This is a genomic window from Halalkalibacter sp. APA_J-10(15), from assembly GCF_023017105.1.
In the GTDB taxonomy this organism is placed as follows: domain Bacteria; phylum Bacillota; class Bacilli; order Bacillales; family Bacillaceae_D; genus Halalkalibacter.
In genome coordinates, this window is record NZ_JALKEV010000022.1 from 32413 (window position 1) to 50713 (window position 18301).

Below are 18301 nucleotides of genomic sequence, written 5' to 3' on the forward strand. Positions count from 1 at the left end.
GTAATCTATTTATAGCTAATTCAATCAAATGAAAGTTTTTACTGCTATACTTTTTCGCAACCGCTCTATTTATTCAATATTTTCAAGCTTTGATTTGCTTGCATCTTTATGTCAATATAAGCTGCCCCTAATTTCGACTTCGATATTCGTATTTCTTCCCCCAAATAAGTAAAGTCGGCAACAAAATGAGGTAATTTAATCGTAACAACCGTTCTTCTAACTGACTTTATTTCAGCCTCAAACTTCCCTGCATCTACGTCCCAGGAAAAAGAAATTCGCCCTGTATAAAACCGAAAGTCTTTCACACTCCCTCTCTTCCATTTATCAGGTCTTGCTGGTAATACCTTTATTAGGTTTTCTGAGACAAAAAGGAGCATTTCTTGTACGGCATTAACCCATCCTAAATTGGCGTCCATTTGCACCGGAGCTGTTTCAATTTCCATAGTTAGCCCCATATTCCTCCAATCATTATGCAACGTATAGAAATTGCTTAACAAACAGGAGCGTGATAAATATTCTAAATGTTGAAGTGCTTTGTTCCCTTCATGTAATCGAGCATAAATACAGGACATATGAGCAAATGACCATCCCGTCTGTGCACCTATTACTCTTTTTTCTACTGCTTTCTTACATGCATTAAATAAAATAGTTTCACTTTCTTCTTGGAGCTCTCTTCCGGGAAATAACGGATAAATATGAGACAAATGTCGATGGTCATATCGGTCTTCAAATTCTTTGTTTGACCACTCTTTCAATGCCCCCTCATGATCTAACATATAACTTGGTAAGCCTTTCAATATTGTCTCCCATTTTTCTATTTCTTCTAAGTATAACTTTGTGCGTATACAAGCCTCAATGAAATGCTGAAATAATTCTTTTGCTATTGCAATATCCATTGTTGCATTCATCGCAGTTGGCATCGGATGTGCGATGGGTTCACTTGTTTTTGGCATGAAATTTTGAGGTGTATTCTCTGGGGATACGGAAGGGATAAAGGTGTAAGAACCATCCTCCTCCTTCACTAAAAAATCTTCATAAAAACATGCAATTTCTCTCATCAAAGGGAGAAGATGATCTTTTAGAAATTCTTCATCATCTGTATATAAATAATAGTCATAGAAATGCTGTGCAAGCCAACCAGCTGCACCAGTCCAATTCATTATGACAGGAACGATTTGGTTCGGAACACCAATACTAGGTGTCGTACCCGCCGGAATATAAATTCCACGACATCCGAAAAGCTTACTAGCATTCTCTCGGAAATCATCAAGCATATTTTCATAATAGTAGAACAGTGGTGGGATACATTCTGTTAACCCACCTACATTGGCGTGCCAATACATCATTTGTATATTTTCATTAGCCATTCGGTGGCTCCACATTAAGTTATAATCTCCTGCCCAAAGGCCATACATACTAAATGGTTCCCCTCTATCTCTTGTTCCCGATATAAAAAGATACCTTCCAAAAGACCACATTTTTTCTATTAGCTCTATAGATACGTCGCCTTCATACGCTTCTAGTAATAGCTCTTCATTTGAACGTGTATAGTCATTCCCTTCTAAAGATAATGAAGCGGAATGAAATAATTGTTGATGTAAAGGAACATGAAGATTTAAATGTTCCTGATAATTCGGTCTATATAATAATAGCTCTTTTTGTAGTTTTGACCACTCAAGCTGATGGTCGGATTTAACAAAAACTTTAATAAATACTATTATTTTTTTCACTTGTTTACAATTGATTGACTGAGTATTTGTTACACACTGCCCATTCATTGGGACAATTCTAATAACAGCTCCAAAATCCGTATAGTCATCATTTGTCACCGAATAAAAGAGAAAGTCCCCATCTGCTTTAACCTTTACCGTCTTCGATAACTCTTCCACCTTATCATGCATTTTATGACTATCACTCTTATGTAATGAAACTTGAAAATCTACAGAATCTATTTCTTCATCTGATTGCAGTTCATAAACAATGACATCATCTGCTCTCGAAACAAACAATCGTCTACTCATTCTTTGCTTACCTTCTTGCCAACTTACTTCAATCTCACCTGTTTCCATATTCAAAACCCTACGGTAATGCTGAAATACTTCTTTATTAGACATTCTAACTTTTAAATCACCTAAAGGAATAACAGAAGCGAGGCGCGTATGATAGTTCTTTTTTTTCAGGGCATTAGTTAATGACCCATTTGCCTCATTAAATTGTTTCTTTTCGATTAACGTCCTCGTTTCTTTAAGAGTATCACTTACATCTGGTAGCTTATCTTTTATCCCCATATGCCACAAATCCTCATGATTGATGACAATTGTCTCTAGATTAACACCACCATACACAGCAGCCCCGATTTTCCCATTTCCAGAAGGTAGTGCTTCTCTCCACTGATTTCTCCACCAAGAAGCAGGATATTTTAAAATAAGTTTATAACGGCTATTGTTAAAAGTAGTCAAGCTTACTCCCCCCAATAGATGATTTTTACGATAAACTTCTTAACCTATCTTTTTCATTCGTTCATGTCTTTTGTCTGTAGCTTTTCCCACTCGATGCTTACAAGAAGTAATGGAGCTACCCCCATTAAATCATCACTAACGATTTGCTCATTCATATAATAATCGTAGGAGCCATCACGATATTTTGGGTGTCCACCTAATCCAGCCCCTTTACAAATTTGGTGCAAATGTATACCTCTATCATCTTCGGTTACGAAATGATCCAAAATCCCTTTGTATGCTTTTGCTACGGCCTTTGCATCAATCCCAGATAAATAACCTAAACGTATCCCTTTTGCAATCGCATACGTTATCATACATGAACCAGATGCTTCTAAATAATTGCGTTCTCTTCCATTTTGATCCATCACTTGGTACCATAACCCTGTTTCTTGATCCTGAACATGTAAAATCGCATGAACCATCCGTTCAAATATTCCTAATATTTGACCACGTTTATGATGGTCCTTCGGAAAATGCTCAAGCGAATCGACAATAGCCATTGAATACCATCCAACTGCCCTGCCCCATACATGAGGGGATCTACCCGTTTTCTGGTCGCACCAACGTTGTTCACAGCTTTCATCCCAAGCATGATGCAAAAGACCATTCTGAGGATTTCTTGTATTTTTTTCAATGGATAGGATTTGATTAGCGACGTCATCAAATCCAGTGGGAATCTCAAATTCCTTTGAATATTCTGCGAGGAAAGGAGACGACATGTATACGCCATCTAACCACATCTGAAATGGATAAATCTTCTTATGCCAAAATCCTCCCTCACTCGTGCGTGGCTGTCCTTTTAATTGTGTATACAATAAATCTAAAGCTTTTTTATATTTACTATCTTTCGTCTTTCGCCAAAGATTAAAGACATTTTTCCCTTCATTAATATGATCTAAATTATATTCATCCAAAGAATATCCCTTAATCGTTCCATCTTCTCTTATAAATAAATCGAGGTGTCGCCTGACGACCTCATGATAGCGCTCATCCTTTTCCCACTCTGATAACCAATCAAATGCTTTTAAAGCCATTCCTGCTACATAACCCCATTTATTCGCCATCTTAGGGTGATAGCCATCTACAAATTGAGATTGAATGGAGTCTGCAATCTTTACTGACAAACTAGTTGAATTCATAAAAAAACTCCTTTTTTCTTAATTACGTTGTGCGGAGACGTTACAATGGTTTTAAATTTTTCTGAAAATGTTTTTTTCAGAAACACGCGTAACGAGCGGAACCGTTACTCTTCTTTGAATCTGCCCATACGTCTATGATTCCGCCCACAGCTTCCTCGATTCTAACGTAATATAAATACCTATAAATACGAATGAATGTCCTGCCACTCCACCGTCCACTCACCATTGTTAGGAAAACCACTACACTCCTTTTCAGGAGAGCCTTCCCAGCCACAAATCATCATCGCAACAGCTGTTAATAAACCCCCATTACCCGGGAGATAAGCGGTTAAACCTGGTCGCTGATAATTATGCCCATTTACTAGATACGTATTTTTTGTTGCATCCATTAGTAAGAAATCTATCGCTAATTCCTTTTCTCCTAATCGTGCAGCTGTCATTGCACACATCGGAAAATCCCATCCCCAAGAGGATTCCCAATCCCATTCTTCTCGCACCTTGAATAATGTATTTCTCATGATATTTACATCCACTAGCTTGCCGGGCAGGATTCCAAATGCTCCAAGCATAGAAGGATGATCGTGATTTTTCTCTGTAAATGTTTGTGGACAATTTTCGTGAGCAAGGTAAACCCCATCTTTGTGAGGGAGCGGTGTCATCAAACGAGATACTTTCGTCCAATCTGGATTTCCTTCTATATTTAGTCGTTTTGCCCATTCAATTGCTAGCTCAAGTCCATACTTCCAATATTCTACTTCGTACGGTGGATTTAAGCTGTCATTCATCTGATGGCATTCCTGTGCAGGAATGAGCGGTGGTCCTAATACATAAGCCTCTTTCTCTTCGTCCCAATGTGCGAAAGAGACCATAAAATCTGCTGACTCAAATACGATTGATTGATACTTCTCTAAAACAGACTTTGATTGGGTTGCCCTGTAGAGCCATTCAGATAAAGCAATTGGATGCGGTTGCTGCCAAATGAGACCAGGAGCTACAGGAGAAGGAGTTTGAATCCCATTATAGCCAACCATTTTGGGCCATCTAGCTCCTTTATATCCTTGTGAGTGAGCTAATTCTCTTGCTTTATCTAGAATCGTTTCATACCAATCCATACTTCTTTCTAGTAAATCAGGACGATTCCATAATGGGAAATGAGAGGCATGCCACCAATGCATTTCTAAATGGAATTTTCCAAACCAACTATTATACATAAATCCTGTCTCTTGTGGAGGAAGAGAACCACCACAATGAACAGCACATAAATACTGTGATAAAATCACTCGACGTTCCAATTCAAACGCCCTCTGATCCGTACTACGTGAGAAATCAGCACAACCACCTTGCAGCCAAAAATTCCCCCAGTACTTCTCACTTGCTTTTAGTACCTCGTTAAAAGCAGAGTTCGAGCTTTTGGACTGCTTTGAGGAAAAATGTAATGTGAACTCTAGCTCATTTGTCTGATTACTAGGTAACAACGTAAATTCATGGGTATCTGTTTGTTTTAGTTCTCCCTCACTCCAGTTCCATTGAACAAAGTAGACATCATCATCCATCCTTCTTTGTAGAAGTTCCGTATTTTTATCTACACATTTCATTGTTGAATCATGTCTATCCTTATGATCATAATCTGGAAAAATAGACTTTGACCAACTCGTATGTGTCATATCTGGATTAGAAAATAAGGTAAATACCTCGAGACGTTTATCTTTCATTAAAGGAGAGACAACCTTCACCCCTATTTCATCACGATGTGGATGACAAACGGTTATCACTTCCACTGGTACTTCTTCTACTAAAAATTCGCTATGCAATGTTCCAGTCCACAGCTTCAACGTTTGATTGATTTGTGTCATTTGATTGATCTCAACTTCCTTTCCCAACTTTGAAAGAAAACGAAAGGAAATCCGCCCAAGCTGCAATCTATGTGGATTTTGCCTTAACCAATGATAGGCATCTTCCTTATCCTCAGGTTTCATCGGATAATCGACATTTCTTCCATAGGTCTCAAAAGATTGATAACGAATATCTTCATTTGTATAAACGTTTTTTCCCTTTGTATAATGCCAGCCCCAATTTGATTGTGTACTAAGTGGAGCATCATAAGATTTTGGAAAGGATTGCAGCCCTGTGAAGTCAACACTAAAACCAAAATCACCATTTCCAAGCGATAGTGGAGCATTTGATTCCACTTTTGTTATGTGGGGATTATGTCTTTCTATCACTTCTTTTTTATTCATATCACACCTCATTCTAATTCACATCGTTATTCTCAACTCATTTATCAGTTCCGTATTTAAGTTGTCCTCTATATTTTCCAGGTGTTATATTTTTATATTTTCTAAAGACCCGTATAAAACTGTTCTCATGTTGATACCCGACTTCAATGGCTATATCTGATATTTTTTTATCTGTTTTTAACAGCAGTTCTTTGGCATGCTCTACTCTTAGCCTCGTAAAATACCCATAAATCGTGTCATTCATTTGCTCCTTAAATATTTGACTGGCTAAACTAACACTTATCTGGACTGAATCAGCTATTTCCTGAATCCCAATAGGCTCCTTTAAATGACATTTCATAAACTCAATCATTTGGTTACATACAATATATTCCTTTTGCTGTTGAGTAACTTTAAAGCCTTCTGATAAAGTAGTAGCCTGACTTTGTAAGCGTTTTTCTATATCCGCTAAATCCATAGTTAGAAATCGTTCGATTATTTGTTGATCAATCTCTTCTGTACTACTTATAGAAAGACGCTGCATTCGTTCTTCTATTTTTCCTAAAAAAGAAATAGCCTTAATAGGGTTATATTTATTTTCATTTATCTCGTTTACTAATGAAGTAATCATATTGCTTGCACTTGATGTGTTTCCTGATTGAATGATCTCGATTAAATTCTCAATCTTTTCTTCGTTTAACTGCGATTTATTTTTAGTAAAGCTTCTAAATTCATCATAAGTAATGAAGCTACCGTACCCTTTGTAAGCTCTTATCGTAAGTACTTCCCTAGCCTCAATCATGAAACGCTCTAACTCTCCTATATCAGACCCTACTCTACTAACCCCAATCGAGATACTAAAACCTAATAATTCTTCAACTAAGGTAACCGCTTTCAATAAACAAGTGCTTAAGCTTGTTAATTCGCTCTCTTCATATAATAAAAGAGCTATTTTATCTTTTCCTAAATCCGCGCATTCACAACGACCGAGGGGAGTCAGTACTTCAGATACGATATTTGTTAATGCGAATTTTAATAATGGGTGGTCTGGCTCCGGAAACTTCTTTACCCATTCATAATAGTGATCAATTGAGATCATGACGATAACATAAGGCTTGTTTGTCCACTCTTGATAATATAGCGTCCACTTCTCATAAACATCTTCTTTATTTTTTATATTTCCTAAATAAATGTCATTAAAAAATTTAGATGTAGCTTCCATCTTGACCTTTTGTACCATTCGTGATAAATATGTGTGATCACTTATTAAATCAACTGCTAAGTTTTCTAAATGAGTTAAATCACCCATTTCCATGTTGTTGTCTTTCACATTAAATAACTTTTTAATTCGCCTTATCGGTTTAAACAATTGATTATGAATATAAATAATGACCATTAAACCTAGGCATAGGGCAATGAGTGACACTAAAAAAACAACATTTCTAATTGTTTTTGATTTCGCTAGTAAGCTATCTTGAGATACTAAAGAGACATAATTCCATCCTGTTAGTGAAGAAGTCATCATTGTCCCCAATAATTTTTGATCCTCATATAAAAATTCACTTATCTCGTTTGCATCTAACTCTTGCAAAATTTCATCAATCGGTACAAATCCGAAAGAATGATTAGGCTTCGTAAATAAGACTTCATTTTGTTTGTCAGCGATAAACCACATGCTATTAATTGCCGAGCTATCTGAGGGATTTAATTTGGAAAATACCTCATCTTCCTCAAGGTTTATGGCAATAACCCCCATTAAGGAATTATTTATCTTTATTTTTCTAAATAATGTGATTTCTGAAATTGTTGAATTCTCCGATTTTATTACTTCTCTTTTCTTCACAACCATTGTTTCCAATTCAAATTCATTTAGATCTTCTATCCAGTGTGAATCGATAAAATTAATACGATTGGAGCTATACCCTTGTGGCATCGATACAAAGCTGTCATTATTGATATCATAAATATAAATACTTTTAATATACGGAGAGTTTTTAATAACCGTTGAGAATAATTGATAGATTCTCGTAATATTATCATACGAATTTTGATTTGCGCTTTTCAGAAATTCATGAACACTCGGTTCAAGAGAAAGATTAATAGCCGTCTTATTGGTTTCTGAAATGTATGAATCAATTAGCTCCATACTTATATGAAGCATTTGCTGTTGAGGTTCATGTAATTGCTCCTGCAAAACAGATTTAGAAGAATAATAGGAAGTGAAGCCGACAATGAGAGTAATGATAAAAATGGATAAACTTACAAGAAGCACCAATCTTGTTTGTGTATTTTTCCATATTTGTTTCGGCCAAATAAAAAGTCGGTGGAGCATGTATTTTCCCTCCTTTTTTTAAAATTACACCACACTCCCACTTTACTCCTTTTTATTCTTCCATATTTTTTTGATTCTCTACTTCTTCTTCTGCAAGCATAACCATTCCGATCCCAATTGGGTCCATTTCCTTGGAAGGTCATATTAGATTGACATTCAATTGCTTATCAATTGCTCGATCTCATAACCCATACCAGCCTTTTACCACTACTGAACGATACGACTTATTATCTTTATATATTTTGATTGACTAAATTTATGCTTTGCTTTGTTGTTTTAATCCATTTAAAATCTCATGAATTAAAATGGGCCGATGCTCTTTCACCGATCTCCAAATCGCTTCACCTGTTGCAACCGAGTAAGCACCGTCTATAGCACCTGATAATAATTGAAATGGCTTGTGTTTGCTTTCTCCCAAAAAAATATCTTCTAGTAAAAGAGGATCTCCTCCACCATGTCCACCTTCTCTATGAACAACATGAATCGTTTCCTTAGACCCAAACAAAGGGAAGTAATCAATCGTTTGAACTGGAGTAGGAAAAGGCGTACGTTTTGGTGCATGATATTCCATTGTCTCAATCCTTCCCTTTGTTCCATTTATCGCTAAGCGGTATCCTTCATACGGAAGGGAAAAATTAACTGAGTAGCTAAGTAAAGCACCTTCGCTATATTTAATCGTGGCACTATACGTATCTTCAATATCAATATCTCCATCAAAAATACATCTGTCTGGACGATAGTTTGTATATGGGTATGTTTGATTTTCGTCTTCAAGTGATCCAAGATGGTCATCTGGTACGTTTACCGCCTTTTGTCTTCTATTCCACCTAGCATAATATGAGCACTCTTCCGTATAACTACATGTACCGCAATATCTCCCGTCCTTTTCCTCCGCTGGGTTCCACTCTCCATTTGCACCATAGTAATGAAGAGCACCATAAGCAAATGCTTCAACAGGTGTTTGATTGATCCACCAATTCACTAAATCAAAATGATGTGTACATTTATGAATGGACAACCCTCCTGAAATGTCTCGATATCGATTCCATCGTTTAAAATAACTAGAACCATGATGTGTATCAAGATACCAATTCAAATCGATCGATGTAATCCTCCCTAGCTTTCCCTCCAAAATTAATTCCTTTATTTTTGTATGGATAGGTGCATATCGATAATTAAAGGTCACGATCACTTTACCGTGACTTGCTTTTTCTGCCTCTATGATTCTTTTGCAATCTAAACCAGTCGTGGCCATTGGCTTCTCAGTAATAACGTCTAAATGATTCGTTAAAGCACGCACAATATACCTTGCATGTGTATCATCTCTACCCGCAACAATGACAACATCTGGCTTTGTTTCTACAATCATCTGATCAAATTCAGATTCATTGTAGGTTTTAACATGCGAATGTTCTGGAAATCTAGTACGAAAAGTAGTAAAACGTAACGGATCACAATCTAATAAACCGACTAGTTCACAGGTAGACGAAAATTCTGTCAGTATCGGCATAACAAACATACCTAATGCCCTTCCGCTAACTCCACAAATCACATACTTCTTTCTCAAATAACTCCATTCCTTTCTATGTTTGATAGAAAGAGGTTGTACATGAGAAACCGCACAAATACAGATTGGAGCACATTCACCGCTCCTGAAATACACTTCGCTTTCCGCGGGAAGCTGGTGAGCCTCCTCGTGCTACGCACTGCGGGGTCTCACCTTTACTTTTCATCCCGCAGGAGTTTACGTATATTTCATCCGCTTCGTTTTTAAATTGGTCGGATTCTCAGCTAAACACTTTTGTTATGTTCCAGCCTCTTTCAACCATTATCAATTTAACCGTTCGTACCATTCTTGAACTCGTTCTGTAACCTCATCTCCTCCTGAGCTATACCACCTTTCGACAAATTCATCAAATCTATCAATTGGCCACTCTCCAATCACAATCTTCGTTAAATATTCTTGGAAAAGTTTATGAGATTGAATGTCAGAATATCCATCATAAACAGTTGAAGGTAAACCATCTCCTGCAATTCTCCTAGCATCAGCTGTACTTACTTCAAAAATATCCATCACCATTTGTTGCTGGTCCTCAGGAAATGTTTCATTGATTCGAATATCCATATCTTCTTTTGTCATTAAGTTTCTCATTCCTAATGCAATTGGTGTTTCATCAGTAGCTGCTATCAGAACTTTTTTTCCATCTTCTACTTTATGTTGCGCTCCTTCAATCCCATATCGGATAAAATCATCATTTTCCTGATCGTAGAAAAAATCTAAGAGCTTTAATGAAGCAATCGCTTTATCTTCAGACACTTTTGGAATCATCCATTCAGGCTCTCCCATACTTTTTTGTGTAATAAATCCCGTAAATCCATCTACTTTCGGTAGTGGCATTCCAACAACATAAGCGTCTTCAGCTCCCTGGCGCATCGCTTCATATCTATCTAATAAGTTTGCTGGTAAGTGATACCAACTACCTACTAAATTATTATTTATTTTGGCTGTCCACACATCTCCTTTATTTAAGAATGTTTCTTTATCTAATAATTCTTCTTCATACAATTCACGAATAAATATAATCGCTTCCTTCATATTTTCGGTTACACCAGCATATTGGATTTCACCGTCATATATATCCCATTCAGGATGCCCTTCCCACATTGCAACACCAAACATGGCAAACAAGTGATCCATCCATGTACCAAATTCCCTTCCAGACGTTGGAAGCTCATCTTGTTCACCATTTCCATTAGGATCCTGATCACGAAAAGCTATAAGCATTTCTCTATACTCTTCTAGTGTTTCTGGCATTTCAAGACCAACATTATTTAACCAATCCTGTCTTAATAATGCAGCACGTTCTGGAATCGTATAAACCTTTGGCACATAATAAATTTTCCCGTCTGGTGTCGCTGCTCGCACGACATCCCACGCTTCTTCAGGTATACTGTTCCATACATGTGGTGCATATTCTGGGAGGAGGTCATCTAATGGAAGTGCTGCTCCTTGTTGAATTAACGTTCTTTCCATCCCACCAATCGGTCTGAAAATATCTGGGTAATCCTCAGATGCAAATAACATATTTAAATATTCGGTAGCATCAGAGCCAGCAGGTGGTGTCATCAGCTCATATTCAACTCCTGTTTCTTCCAATACTTGTTGGACATGTGGATCATCACTCCCTGGCAGAACTCCTTTCGATAAATGGCTTTTAAACACTCGAACATTCTCTATCTTTTCACTGTCTTCTCTTTCTTCATTTGTTGACTGCTGACTGCTCGTATCGGAATTGGAACAGCCGACAACTACAAATAACAATAATAATGAAATAATGACCCCAAAACGAATCATTCTTTGACCTGTACTCATTGTTAATCCTCCCTTGTTTTCATTTATATCAAACCACTGTAAGCGGTTTAATATTTCATCACTTAAAAGAAACTAATCTTTTAATGAGCCTAACACAGCTCCTTTGACAAAATACTTTTGTAAATAAGGATAAACTAACACAATAGGAACCGTAGCGAAGATAATCGTCGCTGCTTTTAATGTCGTTGTATTAAAAGCTAATTCATTCATAATTAAATTCACCGCAGCCAATTCCTCTGGCGCTTGAAAATACTCTCGCAGCCTTAATTGAAGTGGATACAAGTCAGGGTTTCGGATAAAAAGAATAGCCGTTTGAAATGTATTCCAATATCCAACAGCATAAAATAAACTGATCGTCGCTAGAACAGGTTTTGAAAGTGGCAAATAGATTTGAAATAACAATCGAAAAGGATTACAACCATCAATTTTAGCTGCATCATCTAATTCACTAGGAACCCCCATAAAAAATGTTCGTACGATGACCATATTAAATGTACTAATTAATCCCGGGATCATTAATGCCCATAAGGTATCCATCAATCCAAGACTACGGACAGTTAAGAAAAATGGGATCATCGGTGCATTAAAAATCATCGTAATAACTATCATAAACATGATCGGTTTACGAAGCATAAATTCCTTTCTAGATAATGGGAAAGCCGTTAATACAGTAAATAACATACTTAAAAAAGTTCCCAACACCGTGATATACACGGTGACACCAAAGGATTTCCATAATACTTTATTCTGTAAAATATGAGTCCATGTGTCTATGGTAAATTCCACTGGCCATAATAAAACCTGTTTCGAATCCGCTGCTATCGGAGAACTAAACGATACGGCTAACAATTGTAGCAATGGAAGAATCATTGTCAAAGCAAGGGTAATAAGCACCGTATAATTAAAAACATCAAATATTCTTTCACTCATTGATTTTCTCATTACCATAACCCCTGTTCTGTTTTTCTAGCCATTCTATTAAATATCCATATTAAAACAAAACCAATAAGAGACTGAAATAACCCAATCGCCGTTGTCATACTATATTGCCCTTGTAAAACACCAGCACGATAAACATAGGTTTCAATGATATCTCCAACAGAATAGGTCATCGGGGTTAATAAATTATAAATTTGATCAAATCCTAGTTCTAGGAAATTCCCAATATTGAGTAAAAACAAGACCAGTATAGTAGGAAACATTAACGGAAGTGTGATATACCTCGCTTGCTTCCAGCGGTTAGCTCCGTCCATGACTGAGGCTTCATATAAACTTGGATTAATGGAGGTAATCGCCGCTAAATAGACAATCGTTCCCCATCCAACATTTTTCCATACACTTGATAAAACAACGATGGTTCTGAAGTAACTCTCTTCTTGCATAAAGAGAATGGTTTCAGCTCCAAACCATCCACGAATTCCATTTACTACCCCTTGTGAAGATAATAATTCGAAAACAATTCCTCCTACAATGACCCACGAGAGAAAATGTGGAAGGTAGAATAAGCTTTGCACAGACTTCTTTAAAAAACGAATTCTTATTTCATTAAAAAGTAAAGCGAGAATGATTGGCGCCGGAAATCCAAAGACAAGTAAGTAAAAGGCAATTAAAAACGTATTGCGCAGAACTTGATAAAAATCTTGATAAGTAAATAAATGGATAAAGTTATCAAACCCAACCCAAGGACTGTTTAATATCCCATTAAATATTTGATAATCCTGGAAGGCAATGATCGTCCCCATCAGAGGTATATACTTCAAAACAATGTAAAATATCACTCCAGGTAAAATCATGACATAAAGCATCCAATGTTTTTTGATATTCGTTATAAGCGACCTTGCTTTATTTACTTTATATTTTGTAAGCCCTTTCATTTCCGTGTTCACTCGTTCCACTCAGCTTTCCTCCTTTACTTATTTTTTTTGCTCCTTTACTTAAATACGCCATTTTTCTTCGTAAAAAAAAGATTTGTTGACTGAATTGGCTCAACTATAACAAGCCAATCGGTTATTTGACAATCATCATATCAAACAGAAGATCAACGATTATTGAACAACTGATTGATTTTATCTTTTGAGCACTTTTTTTTAAATGGTTGATCATCTTTTTTTCTTTCACACTTTCCCTGTAGCAAACAGCACCTAGAAATGATGTGCATATCAACAAATTGTTTATCATTTGTTTCATTTGATGATTGTCACTTTTCGTAAATAATAAACCCATGCAGATAATTAAAAACGTTTAAAGTCAAATAAAAAAGACGATCACTTATCATGTAATCGTCACACTTAGATCATTTTAGCGTCGCATAAATCCATTTTTAAGCCCTTCTCTTATCATCTACTGCAATTGCTCCAACCGACATTGCAGCAGCAAGCCCTGCAAGAACATATGTAAAAATAATGCTATACAACAACACTTCTTTCATCATATAACTCGATAATTTAGCCCTATAATCTTCCGTTAGAGTGGAATTAAGCCGATTATCTTTCATAACCTTGCCACAACATATTAAAAGAGAAGTAAGGTTTTCTATCTGTCAAACGAAACTCCCTATTTTGACGTTCTTGAAAAAGAAATTCCTACGAAGACTTGAAAGTTTAGGATATACTGTTCATTACAAGAACCTGAAGTATCTTAAGCCAGTCGACATATCACACCCATTTATAGATGAATTAGGCGCTCTCCTCTTTTTAATAAATAATGGAGCTACGCCTACTTTAGTATTGTCTTTTTCCTTAAAATTCAAAGGTTTATTTACAAAGTAGTGAAATAAAGAAAAAGCAATGGATATAAAAAACGTATGACTTGTTACTTTATTTCATTGATATACTGCTTTGCCCACTTACACCATTCCAAGTACATTTCAGAATATCTTATTCCATATTCAACGGTTAACATAGTGCCTACGTCTTGTTCTTCTTGATTGTTAAAGTGTTCTTTCCAATGTTTTGTCTTACTTAAAATGCTTTCTTCTCTCTCTATAACGTCATCTAACAATTTATTAATTTCTCTAACTGATAAAACAGGAAAAATAGTCGCTTTAATTAAAAATTCATCTTTAATTTTTGCAAGTGTTAAAGGTTCTTCAATTGCCCAGCGTATTAATTCCTTCTTTCCTGCATCTGTAAGAGAGTATACTTTTTTATTTGGTAAGGTTCCTTGAATAACTAATTCGTGTTCTATTAAGTTATCGTTTTCCATTTTACGCAATTCTGTGTAGATTTGGCTATGAGTCGAACTCCAAAAATAAATCATCTGTTGCTTAAATATTCTTACCACATCATAACCTGTTACTGACTTTTTAGAAATAATCCCTAACAAAGCATAACGTAAGCTCATAAAACATCAATTCCTTAATATTTGTCTATATAAAGAAATTATAGCATATTAACTTGACCAAAGTGTTTATCATTGTTTACTATAGCTATAATTTCATATGTCTAAAAAGACATATAAAGGAGGGTGATTTTAATAATGAAGAAATTTCTCAATAAAAAAACGTTATTCATTTCGATTATCACTATTGTTATCGTATTAATTTTGAGCCTATCAATATTTTTTATATGGACTCAAAATACATATAGTGCGATAGATGTTGAACGGCTCGAAATAGAGGAAGTCAAGGATGCAGAAGACGGATGGTATATCTATACAGCTGAACATGCGGATAAAGGTTTGATTCTTTATCCTGGTGCAAAAGTTGAACCTGAGGCGTATGCCTATTTAGCGCAAGAGTTAGCGAAGCAAAATATTACAGTGGCTATACCCTCGGTTAGATTAAATTTGCCAATTCTCGATGTTTCTAAAGCCAATGAAGTAATAAATAATGGTAATCACCTAGATTGGTATATTGCTGGCCATTCAATGGGAGGTGCTGCAGCGGCTATGTATGTAGACCAACATTTAGACAAAGTAAACGGACTTATCTTACTTGGCGCATATGCAGCAAGCAATGATGTTTTAAGTGAATCCAACTTACCTGTTCTCTCGATAAGCGGGGCAGTGGATGGATTAAGTACACCTGAAAAAATTAAAAAATACAGCTCGAACCTACCAGAAACAACGAATTTCATTGAAATTCTAGGTGGTAACCACGCTTATTTTGGTGTATATGGTAGTCAATCTGGTGATAATGAAGCTCAGATAACAGTTGGTGAACAGCAGGCAATGATCATAGATTCAATTGTTACTTGGTTGAATGATGTTCATGTCACTAGTCAAGGTGAAACATGAAAAAATTAAAAGTCTATTCAATTATAACAACTATTATTGTGCTATTTGTCCTTTTGCAAGGTTCCATTGTCACCAAAACAGGATCTGGTCAAGGGTGTGGAACGACGTGGCCGCTCTGTTTTGGTGAAGTCATTCCATATAACCCCACGCTAGAAACGATTATTGAGTACACTCATAGATTAATCTCTAGCGTTGCAGGTCTACTGGTTTTAATATTATCCTACTGGTCTTGGCGAAAATTGAATTTTATTAAAGAAATAAAATTCTTTGCAATTCTTGCCTCTGCTGCCATTATTATTCAAGGTTTAATGGGGGCTGGACAAGTTGTATTTGGACAACCCCCATTAATTATGGCATTACATTTTGGTTTTTCAGCAATCTCTTTAGCGGCTGTTTTTACGATTACTCTTTTTACATTTGAAAATCCATTTAATAAAGCCATAGTACCAGTTGGAAGACATTTTAAGCGTTTTGTCATTGCTATTACTATTTATGCTTACACCGTTATCTATACAGGTGCATTTGTAAAGCATATGGGAGCGTCTACAGCTTGTACTGGTTTTCCTTTATGTAATGGAGAGTTCGTCTTATTTAGCCAAGGAACCATTGTTTTTGCTCAGATGTTTCATCGTTTAGCAGGCATGTTGTTAACCGTTCTTGTTATAGTGTTTGTTTTATGGATATTAAAGCTTTATAAGCATCAACGTCTATTAGTAATCCTCAGTTTTGTTAGTGTATCACTAATATTTGTACAGCTTTTAAGTGGAATAGGAATGGTTTTTACTTATAATCAAAACTTGACGATTGGAATTATCCATGCACTAGTAATCTCTATTTTGTTTTCTCTATTCACCTATATCGTTGTCATAACAAGAAGGATTAAGTAATATTTTTTAATCGTAAGTATAGAAATGGATAATGTGAATAACTAATTCAACGCAGAAGTATTTTCTGATACGGGATGTTAACCGCTTCAGGGACGGACAATTATGCAACCGCCACTGCCACCAGTCAAAGAAGTGATTTGATATTAAATTATGAAAGACTTTCCCTTAAGATTGCACAGTATGCAAAAGATATTGTAGATTTAATGATTCAAAATAAATGGCTCGAACAACAAACAGGTAGTGTCAATAAGTTTGTGTAAAAATCAATAGGGTACTTCCTCAGGTCTTAGGGGAGGGAGTTTCTGGTATGGCCCCCTCGGGGGCCATACCAGAAGACGTTTCCACATCCCTATTCGCGTTCGGTTCCGTATCGCTGTTTGAACATCTCCTGCAAAGTAGAGTAGGCATGACCAAAGCTTCTTAACTTTCTTTCTGCCCAGCGTTGATTATAGTCCATCGATTGAAGGTAAACGATTTTTTCAGCCGCTTTTTCAGTGGGGAGACTGTTCATGGTTTTGGTGCGTTTCTTGATCTCCTTGATCGTTCGCTCGATGATATTCGTCGTGTAAATCATCGGTTGAATGGAGGAGGGATACGTTAAAAAGGTCAGCAGAACATCCAGGTCTTGTTCCCAGCTTTTAACGACTTTTGGATATTTCTTTTGCCATGTGTCCTTGAAAGCACGGAACTTTTCCTTAGCTTCCTCTTGAGTATTGGCTTTATAAATAGGTTTAAGATCTTCAGCTACAGCGGCTTGATCCTTCTTTCTGACGGCATTGAGAGCATTCCGAACCTTATGAACAACACAGCGCTGGACATCCGCTTTGGGATAAACGGCTTTCATTGCTTCCTCAAGACCTGGAAGCCCGTCGAATACAGCTAGAAGAATTTCTTTAAGACCACGGTGATAAAGATCGTTAAGAATCGTCTTTCAACCTAGGGCACTTTCTTGGCCACCAACATAGAAACCTAGAATTTCTCTGAAGCCACCTTCGGTGACGCCGACAACGAGATAGACGACTTCATTCGCAACATCCTCTCGACGAAGCTTGAGATAAGTACCATCTAAATAAAGGACAGAGTAGCGCTTTTTCAGTAGACGTTGTTGCCAAGACTCAATATCCTCTGCCACGACGTCGGTGATTTGACTAATCGTTGCAGCTGAGTAAGAATGACCTAAAATACGTTCAATAAACTGACCAATTTCACGGGTGCTTACACCTTTTTGATACATGGTGATAATGGTTTCACCAAGCCACTGTTCACGTCGTTGATAAGGAGAAAAGATCTCTGTTTGAAAGGCATTTTCACGATCACGAGGCACTTCTAGATCTTCCAATCTTCCATACTTGGTATCTAGTTGCCTTTGATAGAAGCCGTTCTTCTGGTTTTTTAACTCTGGGTGTTCATGTTCAAAAAAACTATTCATTTCTTCTTTCATCATAGCCTCAAGTTTTTCTTTCACAAACTCACGAACCATAGAATCTAATTGATTTTCAAGTGTGTTTTGTCCTATACTAGTACTCATAGGTAGGGCATCTCCTCTCAGTTGGTTTAGCGGTTAACTAGAGGGTACCCTACCTCTTTTTTTGTTTCAAATCATTTACACAAACTATT

General features: G+C 36.5%; 12 protein-coding genes and 1 pseudogene. 3 read left to right on the forward strand and 10 right to left on the reverse strand.

The annotated features are described in order from the left end of the window. Nucleotides 1-65: 65 nt before the first annotated feature. The 9 genes from MW695_RS20290 to MW695_RS20330 form a co-directional block, all read right to left on the reverse strand. Nucleotides 66-2459 carry a glycosyl hydrolase family 95 catalytic domain-containing protein gene (locus MW695_RS20290; RefSeq protein ID WP_247107313.1) on the reverse strand — a complete coding sequence of 798 codons (2394 nt, stop codon included), beginning with the start codon at nt 2457-2459 and terminating at the stop codon, nt 66-68. Between the two features lie 53 nt (nt 2460-2512). Continuing rightward, nucleotides 2513-3640 (reverse strand): glycoside hydrolase family 88/105 protein, encoded by a 1128-nt coding sequence (locus MW695_RS20295; protein ID WP_247107314.1) that lies wholly within the window; start codon nt 3638-3640, stop codon nt 2513-2515. 179 nt (nt 3641-3819) lie between these two features. Further along, nucleotides 3820-5877, reverse strand: a complete 2058-nt coding sequence (locus tag MW695_RS20300; RefSeq protein WP_247107315.1) for a glycoside hydrolase family 65 — start codon at nt 5875-5877, stop codon at nt 3820-3822. 37 nt (nt 5878-5914) lie between these two features. After that, nucleotides 5915-8188 (reverse strand): AraC family transcriptional regulator, encoded by a 2274-nt coding sequence (locus MW695_RS20305; RefSeq protein WP_247107316.1) that lies wholly within the window; start codon nt 8186-8188, stop codon nt 5915-5917. A gap of 256 nt (nt 8189-8444) precedes the next feature. Next, on the reverse strand, nt 8445-9755 hold the full coding sequence (locus tag MW695_RS20310; protein WP_260505942.1) for a Gfo/Idh/MocA family protein: 1311 nt from the start codon (nt 9753-9755) through the stop codon (nt 8445-8447). A gap of 264 nt (nt 9756-10019) precedes the next feature. Next, on the reverse strand, nt 10020-11561 hold the full coding sequence (locus MW695_RS20315; RefSeq protein WP_247107317.1) for an extracellular solute-binding protein: 1542 nt from the start codon (nt 11559-11561) through the stop codon (nt 10020-10022). Nucleotides 11562-11633: 72 nt separating this feature from the next. After that, nucleotides 11634-12503, reverse strand: a complete 870-nt coding sequence (locus MW695_RS20320) for a carbohydrate ABC transporter permease (RefSeq protein WP_247107318.1) — start codon at nt 12501-12503, stop codon at nt 11634-11636. Next, entirely contained in the window at nt 12503-13435 is a 933-nt protein-coding gene (locus MW695_RS20325) for an ABC transporter permease (protein WP_247107337.1), read from the reverse strand. The genes MW695_RS20320 and MW695_RS20325 overlap by 1 nt, the downstream gene beginning before the upstream one ends. Before the next feature lie 937 nt (nt 13436-14372). Continuing rightward, a complete protein-coding gene (locus MW695_RS20330) occupies nt 14373-14903 on the reverse strand; it encodes a PadR family transcriptional regulator (RefSeq protein WP_247107319.1) in 531 nt (176 codons plus the stop codon). A gap of 135 nt (nt 14904-15038) precedes the next feature. On the opposite strand from MW695_RS20330, the gene MW695_RS20335 reads away from it, so the two are divergent. The 3 genes from MW695_RS20335 (at nt 15039) to MW695_RS20345 (ending at nt 16944) form a co-directional block, all read left to right on the forward strand. Further along, complete coding sequence (locus MW695_RS20335) at nt 15039-15797, forward strand: alpha/beta family hydrolase (protein ID WP_247107320.1); 759 nt, start codon at nt 15039-15041, stop codon at nt 15795-15797. Next, the gene (locus tag MW695_RS20340) at nt 15794-16684 is read left to right on the forward strand and encodes a COX15/CtaA family protein (protein ID WP_247107321.1); all 891 of its coding nucleotides are present in this window, start codon (nt 15794-15796) and stop codon (nt 16682-16684) included. Before MW695_RS20335 ends, MW695_RS20340 begins: the two co-directional genes overlap by 4 nt. Before the next feature lie 74 nt (nt 16685-16758). Continuing rightward, entirely contained in the window at nt 16759-16944 is a 186-nt protein-coding gene (locus MW695_RS20345; protein ID WP_306421250.1) for a DUF3231 family protein, read from the forward strand. Between the two features lie 89 nt (nt 16945-17033). Here MW695_RS20345 and MW695_RS20350 read toward each other — a convergent pair. Beyond that, a pseudogene (locus MW695_RS20350) lies at nt 17034-18212 on the reverse strand (IS256 family transposase). Nucleotides 18213-18301 lie beyond the last annotated feature (89 nt).